Raw genomic sequence first — 8,485 nt, 5'->3', positions numbered from 1 at the left:
GAGGGGAAAAACTTGGTTGTCAGCATCAGGCGCTGTCACAACCGCACCAATAGCGGTCTGATCAAATGTTGCTAAAGGACGTGATTTTTTACATTGATTATCCCTATTGACCTTAAATTATTGTCAAATACACAGAGTTATTCTTTATTTTGAGCTTTTCTTAATTCTGTAATGGGGACACCACCAATACCCCAATTGTCTGTCTCCACTTCATCAATCACGACAACAGTCGTTTTCGGATTTTTATTCAGAATATTAACTAATAATTGAGTTGCCCCTTCTATTAGTTGCCGTTTCTGTTCAGAGGTAACCCCTTCATTAGTAATTTTAATATTTATGTAAGGCATAAGATCTCCATAATTTACAAATATTGAATAAAAAAGCTCAAATAAATGAACGCAAAAAGATTAAATATTAATACATAATAACTATGCATTTTAAAACTCGTATCCACAGGTGAAATACGTAGGCTACTGGAAGCAAAAATAGCATTTATTGATACAGGAGAAAGGAGTTGAGCTGCAATAAAGAAGCAAATCCAAACCAAATAATCCGTAACCCCATAAGCCATCGATGACCCTAGTAAGGGAAATGCCAAACTAAATAGCACCATAGGATGAATTCCTACTACACTGAAAATTGGCAATAAAAAGAGAATACAGGCATAACGCTGCCAAACAGAAAGTGATGCCAATGAGTGACTAAATGTCACCGGCAACAAAGGAATAAGCAAATCACAAGTAGATATTAGCAAACTACAACCTAGCAACAACATAATTTCACTGGATATACTGCGTATCACTGCCACCAAAGGAGTCAAAAAATCAATACTGCGTGAACTCACACGCTCAATGACGTATAGAATGCTTGCCGTCAATGCAATGCTTTTTAGTGCATTCAACTTGATAACTGTCAACGCAACGATAAATATTAGCCAGAAAAATATCAAAAAAATCCAAATTCTTACTCTCTCTCCTTCTTTATTCGCTCTTCTCTCATCGCAAATAATCGGGTTAGCTAGCGGTACAACAGGAGAAAGGCACAACAACAACAGACTGAATAGAAAAAGTGGTATCCCCAAAGCAGCGGATGTGAATATTGGTGTTCTAGGCATAGCAGCGAAAACTGTTGCTGCACCGATGCTGGTCGGTATCAATACCATCGTGATGCTCATCATTCGCATCACAATAGCGGCCAAATGGCGAGAGGAAAAAACACTTTTCTTCAAGGCATCAATCATTAGTGGGATAACCCCCAAACTCATCGGCCAAGCTAAAAACGCAGTCAGTATCGCGATGGACAGGGTAAGCGAACCCTTTCCATAGCGCATCAACCGTTCAGAGAGAAATTCTGAAATACGCCATGTATTCATCACATGGCGCAACAATCCCATGGCGAGTAATAGCCAAAAGACATCAGTAAAACGCACAAGCACAGTACGAACATCAGGCAAGTGCCAACGCCATATCAGCACTAAAGTACAAGCCAACAGGATGAACACACCACTGCGTGCATTCCCCTTCAACCACCAGTATGGTATCGTTAAAAGCAAATAACCGAAAACAGTCACTCCAGCCAATGGAATAAGAAACCAAGTTCTTATTGAGATAGACATAAGAAAAATGAATAGCATCAGCATCGCCATTATAACGGATACGGAGGACATGCGTATCAGGAAGCTTTTTCCATCATCAATGTACATTAATTGTTGAATCTTTGACTGAGTAGCGATTAAGAAGCTGCTCGTACATGTCAGTGACACAGCGCCCTGCATCCCGCAATGCACGAGAATTAACTAAAGGCCTAGGCAAAATATATGTATAAAAATTAGGCCCCTCTACTGGATTACCGACCACCCATAATGTATTTTGTATTTGCCCTTTAGTGTCTATAGGATGCTGCCGACGGTCAATATCAATACCACCAGGATGATATCCTTGGTTGATAAATGGTCGAATGATGCCCTGACCAGCCAAATTCTGGATAAAAGGGGACTCATCACGCAACGGAGAAAAACTATCAATCTTGGCCTTGATCAGCACATCTCCATCAACTGAACTGTTTTCATCTTGAAAAACAGACTGAATTTCGAAACGGCTGGTACTAGCATTGAGAACAAGTTTAGGTGAAGGACCGCCAGCCAAAGTCACGATACCAGCCTCCATCAGAGCCTTCAACTCTTGGTTTCGCTGCATCGGTGGGCCGACAGAAATACGGTTAAAGTTTGGATTAAAATATTCAATAAAGTACTTGTGAGATGAAGACGTTAACCCGCAAAAATCAATTGCTGAACGTAAGATATCACGGATATCTCGTAGCACATCTGTAGCAGCTTTCACTGGGCCATCAACATTACCTTCAGCGGAAGAATGAAGATCATCCTTCAAATGCTCCATGAAGAATCTTGTATAATCCTTCAAAGAGGCAAATATTTTATTTCGATGAGGATACAGCAACGCTTGAATACACTGCTCGTCTTTGGAAGTAACAACATAGGTTTCAGGGTCTAGCCAGTGCCCCAGCTGCGTACTTCGATAGACATAACACATTTCTTTAAGCAACAGAGGTAAAAGCTGCGTTTCGAAATCCAGCTTCGGAGAACCGTTAGCAATGCTGGATTGCTTACGCAGATGATGTATTACATCGAGAGTAAGGAATGATGGTATGTATTGCCCACTACCACCCTTTTGATTAATCCCGCGACTACTAAAAGGCAATGTTTGACGGGAGAATAGAGCTATCTTCGGTTCTTTGCCGCTTGGCATGTAGCGCAATTGTCCAGCATTTTCAGTAAAAGTCCCACCGCGACCGTAAGTCAATTGCGACAAGACATCATAGCTGGTTAATCCAATTCCCTGCACCAGCACACGAGACTGAGATTGTATAGAATCCAACTTTTCAATTGGATAAGGATTCGAATAATAGTTCAAAAGCGCGTTTTTCATTTGGTGAGCAGCCACAAACTGTTGCAGGCTTTCATCATGCGATGAATATATATTCTTACCGTGACCCGTGGTCATATAAACAAAATCTACACTATAACGACAGCCATCTTCCAAAAGAACATCCGTTTTATTATCTTGGTGGATATGGAGATTAATAACCTTTTGTCGGATCTCCTTAATACGAATACCGGAAGGTAAATCTTGCGTGAGCTCTTGGTAAGCCCAAGACAGGTATTCCCCTAACAAACGACGTGATAAATAATCATTTTCTTTGATTTCTCTCCCAACATCATGCTCTGTACGAGAAAAAACACCGTTAATATTACGATAACCTTGTTGAATAGCCCATTGATAGAAATTCGGCCCTTTACGAATAGGCCCGACACCCTTAACTGTATCATCACCAAATAAAGTAATCTGGCAAGCGACAGTGTTAACCAATAAATGATCTGGCTGATGCACACTATGGGTACCGGTTCCCATCTCATTGGGATCAATCAATAAAATATCAATGTTCCCAGAAAATGGATAATGGGAATAAAGTGTGAGCAAGCGTTCGAGAATACTGATCCCACGAGGACCAACGCCCAAAATAGCGACTGTAGAGTGAAGCATTCTGTAATCTCCCCTATTAGAATAATTTGACTTTCACAAAATGTTTCAAAAAGAATGGAATAAATTCTCTCGACTTTTTAGTGAAGATTGCGGGTTTCTGAAACGCCAACTACCTTTTTACAAAGACAATATTGACAGATTCCAGCAGCAGCAAAAAGCGCTACAGCACCACAGATAACGGAAAGCGCAATGGCATGTGAACCAAACTGTAAAAAACTCGTCAAGAGAGGTCCTAATATTTGGCCAAAACCGTAAGTTAAGGTAGCCAAGCCTAGCAGATTTATGCCATACGGCGCATACAAACGCTTAGCTAACGGCATAACTAGAGAGGTCGTCCCCATAAAAGTAAATCCAAACCCTATACAACTGAGAACGATCAGTACAAGAGACTGGCTGAATAATGTCAGTAATACGCATCCTCCTTGGATAAGCAAATTGAGCATCAAACAACGTAATACCCCCCACCGATGGGCTCCCCATAACCAAATGAAACAACTAGGAACAATGGCTATTCCGACAAACGACCATAAGTGGTTAGCGAGTAGTGGGAAATTAAATGTTTTCGCCATCAGAGGAAGATATGTCGCGACAATAATATAACCAAACCCAGCAAGCCCATAAATCAGAGCGAGTTCCCACCAAACGATATTTTCGTGTGCCAATGACTCATTAATAGCAAATTGAGACGCATCAACACGACGTGGAAATAAAATAAACAACAAGAGCAACAATACAACAGATATAAAACCAGCTCCAAACCAAATATTTTTCGCGTTCAGCGATTTACTCAAACCAATAATAACATACTCATTACCCAGCAGAATACCAACTCCCACACCTGCATAGAGCGAAGCAATAACCCACAACTTGTGACTATGCTGCATAACCATCATAGAACCAAAAATCATCATTGCCGCACTCGCGATACCGGCAGCAAAGCGGATAAAGAAGACCAAGTAAAAGTTTGTTGTTAATACCATGGCAAAAATAAGTGCACTCGTCACTATAGCTGCACCAGATAACATGTAGGGAGCACGAGATATATACCCAAATCTGCAAAACGAAAAAAACATACTCCCAACTAAATAACCGCCATAATTAGCGCTAGCTATATAAGAAAGTTGCTTAAAGGTAAACAATCCTTCATCCAACATAACTGGAAATACCGGCGTATAGAAAAATCGCCCAATCCCCATCCCCAAAATCATAATAATCATACCGAATACAGCGATTTTGAAATAACTCAAATCTTGACGATTATTTTTCCCCCCCATTACTCTTAATCCCTTAACTAATAATTCGCTCATCCGCATTCTATCTCATTGAGAGTAACACTTATCTCAGAGAATAAAAGCCAATCTAGCCATTTGTTTAGGTAGCCAGAGCAACATATTTAACGATTATTGTCAACATTACTGGATCAGTTATATGCATTTCATCGTTTTACGCCCTGCTCCATGTATGATCTTCTCCCTACAAAGCTTCTTTTTCAGAAAAATAATGGCTGAAATTAAGCAGCAATAACAACGAGAAAATCAATAAGCACGCCCCCGTTCAGACAAGACAATATCCCCTAAAGCTCTGCTTCATCAGGTGCGACTAAAACATCCTTACAAGGTTGCGTTATGTTCACATGGTGAACACCTTCAACCATCAGGCGGCTTAGTATCCAACTTAAAGACAAATCACGCCCAAGCTTTTGCGCACGCGCCCATTCTTCTCTTAAACTCTGCTCTGCTCTTTCCAAAACAAAGGAACCTTCATCCGGTAACAACCAAAAATCAATGGTATTGAAGGGTATAAAGGCTACTTTTAATATAGCTTTGTTTTTTATCAGCAGCAGTAAAAAAGTTTGTGTTTTTTATAAAAATTGAAATTTATTCATTTTTTATCGTATATTTTATGTTATCTTCCTTAAATTAATTAAAAGATCATAGAATATTAAACTGATAGGATGCATTTTTCTCAAGCGGCATTTTTAGAGAAATGTTAATTTAATCAGTGAAGACAAGCAATGAGCAAAGTTATAATTTGAAAAGAAAGTATATAATGTTTATGACCAATGATCTAAATTAGAGACATGAATTGGGGGAGTTTGATCTTTCTTACAGCACAGTAGATCAAAAAAAAGTAGATGAAGTTTAAAATTCACCATCATCCATCATAAGATGAAAGCTTTCATCCCAAGTTTGATTTTTTTAACTATTTTCTTGTTCTTTCTGTAATATCTAAAGAATATCTTCAAGCACTCATAAGCACTCTTTTAGGTTATCATTTCCATGATCAAAGTAATGGTTATCGAGCTTCCATTCAGGATACTGTTTTGTAAAAGGAAATCATCATTTCAGGATATGGAGGGATTTATGTATTTAGTCACAATGTATCATGCCCCCTTCCTCTTATATCAGAAATTTAATTCTTAATCATAATGACGTGATCAAAACGCACCTTGCGAGACAATCTTTTTAATAAATAAAGTAAAGATGAATTCTGAAAAAAAATTTTAGACGTAAAGTGATACGGAGAAACAGTCAGAAAGAATGGGGGGGATTACAAATGTTGATGACTATAAAAAAAGATATCAAAAAATTACCAAAAACTGATTTATGGATCATTTGTGCTATTTCAGCTGATCAGCAAAGAGAATGGATCAGTAAATGGTGTATAAAAAATAAACATACTTCTATAAGTCCTAATTATGTCAATGATCTTGCCGTCCTAGGGTCATTTTACAGATCTAGACAAAATGATTACTACGGAAGCAACAGCCCCACAAGCAACTCCCCTCAAAAAATAACAATCTCATTTATGAGGCTTATGTTGCTTCTCATAATCACTTTACAATTGCATCATTTGCTCTCATTAATACGCTTTGAAGTCCCATATGGACTAAGGGACCTTTTAAATTTTGGGATGGTTATGGAAGCCTTCTTTCCACTAATCCCTGAATGGGGATATGAAACCGCTCCCTTTTCACAGAAAAATATTCTTTTCAATGAAAATTCTTATTGTACAATCTATGGAACAACACAATGAACAGAGCACGCACCCTTGCTCTCACCTATGGATCCTATAATGCTGTCCGCATGCTCATTGGTGTTTACCATGCTATTTTTTTAATGTCCATGGGAGTGAGTCTGGCGCAATTAGCTCTACTTCAGGTTGTCTTTTCCACCACCATCCTGCTGCTTGATTTTCCCTGCGCTGTTTTATCTGACAGATATCGGCGTAAATATTCCGTTATGGCTGGGGTCTTTATGACAGGAGTATTTTATCTTCTATGCCTTCAAGCTCCTAATATGACAGCACTTATTATTGCGCAAATTCTCTATGCAGCGGGCATTTGCATCATTGTCAGCGCCATTGACGGATGGATTTACCATTCTCTAGGCGATAAACAGGATCACTTTTCGCATTATGCTCATCTCTACCACCAGGTTAACTCTTTCGGAAGTATTCTCAGTGGGGTTATAGGAATTGGAACGATCTATTACTCTGGACGATATTTTATGGGATATATCATCTCATGCCTCATGATGGGATTTATTTTTTTGATATTCCTTATTGTTCCTGAAGAAAAGAAAACGACAATTGAAACGTCCAAAACAAAAACAATCTTACAAAATGCCAAGGAAACGCTTTGGGTATTTCAAAATACAGTAGGAGGAGCATGGTTTATTTTCCTCATGTGCCTTTTTAGCGCTGGTATTCAGATTATTTATCATTTCTGGCAACCGATAATACTTTCAGGGGGAAAAATTCATCACCTCAACGGTTCGCAAATGCTCATCTTGATGTGCTGCCATATTGGAGCCTTTTCAGCACAATATTTTTCAAATTTACTGATGTCTAAGTATCATGTTCTTGATAAAAAATATAAGAATTCTATAAAATATTTTTCCTTCTTTTCTGCACTGATGTGCATAGCGCTCTATTTTTCAGTTCATAGCCATCAAACTGCTGCATCAGTCATCGCCTTCTCTTTAATCCATGGATTTATTTGCACTGTACCGATCGGTGCAAAAAGCTTATTTTTCTCAGAACTTAATCAAAAACAAACGCAGCATATTTCCGGTGTTGTTGGTGCTGTCTCTTTTAGCGGAAGAATATTTTCAATTACAGTATTGAGTATTATTTCTTTTCTTCCTGCAAAAGTTTCTCCATCTTACTACCTAATATTACCGACCATTACTTTTTTCATATGTGGTTTGATTGTCATGAAATGGATGAAACACTCTCAAAAGTCTCTATGATGAGAGGAAAATTTTAAAATTATTACCCACAATGTTTTCTTCTAAAAGAAATCTATAACTTTTTTGAGAGCATTGCCACATCCAACTTTCAATATACAATGCAAATATAAAGCAACACGTTGATTTATAATGATAATATACCAAACGCGAATATTGTAAGATTTTTTCTTTTCAAATCTGCTTTATGGTTGAAACAATCAAAATCATTTGCTTGCACATCATAAGCAAAGAAAGCCGTATAAATAAAAACGATTTAGAAAGGAAAAATGCCTTTTATGAACTCTCATAGTCAAAATCTATAACAACAGGAAGGCAGATATATAATATGCCTCTTTGCATCTTCATAAGTATACAAATGGTGTGGCTTTATAAGGCTTTATATGTCTCACAGAAACTTTTATGTTTTATACCATTTACGAGGCAGCGTCGCAAAATGGGCTTATACACATTGCAAAGATATCTCTTTAAAACAAGTGCATAAATCGGCAACACAAGTATATTTGTGTTTAGAACATGCTTTTTATATGAGAGGCATAATCCCAACGGGATAAACAGAATTCCGATACACAGTCAACTGCTTTTATAACAATAGATGGCGGAGAGGAAGAGAGCGTTATATTTATATAAAATCAATAGATTATATAAAAGTTCGGGAGTTTTGATTCCTTTGAT

At 38.0% G+C, this 8,485-nt stretch carries 6 protein-coding genes and 1 pseudogene; 2 read left to right on the top strand and 5 right to left on the bottom strand.

The genetic code is table 11. The features are described from left to right. Positions 1 to 137: 137 nt before the first annotated feature. The 5 genes and pseudogenes from ACFIMX_RS04225 to ACFIMX_RS04205 form a co-directional block, all read right to left on the bottom strand. Positions 138 to 347 (bottom strand): 2-hydroxymuconate tautomerase family protein, encoded by a 210-nt coding sequence (locus ACFIMX_RS04225; protein WP_375607418.1) that lies wholly within the window; start codon positions 345 to 347, stop codon positions 138 to 140. A gap of 14 nt (positions 348 to 361) precedes the next feature. Further along, complete coding sequence (locus ACFIMX_RS04220; protein ID WP_375694066.1) at positions 362 to 1,633, bottom strand: hypothetical protein; 1,272 nt, start codon at positions 1,631 to 1,633, stop codon at positions 362 to 364. Between the two features lie 58 nt (positions 1,634 to 1,691). Then, positions 1,692 to 3,560 (bottom strand): FAD/NAD(P)-binding protein, encoded by a 1,869-nt coding sequence (locus tag ACFIMX_RS04215; protein WP_375640512.1) that lies wholly within the window; start codon positions 3,558 to 3,560, stop codon positions 1,692 to 1,694. A gap of 77 nt (positions 3,561 to 3,637) precedes the next feature. Next, positions 3,638 to 4,867: a YbfB/YjiJ family MFS transporter gene (locus ACFIMX_RS04210; protein WP_375618622.1), complete on the bottom strand. Its 1,230-nt coding sequence runs from the start codon at positions 4,865 to 4,867 to the stop codon at positions 3,638 to 3,640. A 228-nt stretch (positions 4,868 to 5,095) separates the two neighbouring features. Continuing rightward, positions 5,096 to 5,343: pseudogene (locus ACFIMX_RS04205) on the bottom strand (baseplate assembly protein); the annotation flags it as partial. Positions 5,344 to 6,116: 773 nt separating this feature from the next. Between ACFIMX_RS04205 and ACFIMX_RS04200 the strand changes: the two are divergent. After that, a complete protein-coding gene (locus ACFIMX_RS04200) occupies positions 6,117 to 6,596 on the top strand; it encodes a hypothetical protein (RefSeq protein ID WP_375655355.1) in 480 nt (159 codons plus the stop codon). Next, positions 6,593 to 7,813, top strand: a complete 1,221-nt coding sequence (locus ACFIMX_RS04195; RefSeq protein WP_375640514.1) for an MFS transporter — start codon at positions 6,593 to 6,595, stop codon at positions 7,811 to 7,813. Before ACFIMX_RS04200 ends, ACFIMX_RS04195 begins: the two co-directional genes overlap by 4 nt. Positions 7,814 to 8,485: the final 672 nt, after the last annotated feature.

The sequence above is a fragment of the Bartonella sp. AD24XZML genome, from assembly GCF_042196485.1.
Taxonomy (GTDB): domain Bacteria; phylum Pseudomonadota; class Alphaproteobacteria; order Rhizobiales; family Rhizobiaceae; genus Bartonella.
The sequence above is the reverse complement of the archived record's forward strand: the minus strand, read 5'-3'. Positions and strand labels throughout refer to the sequence as shown.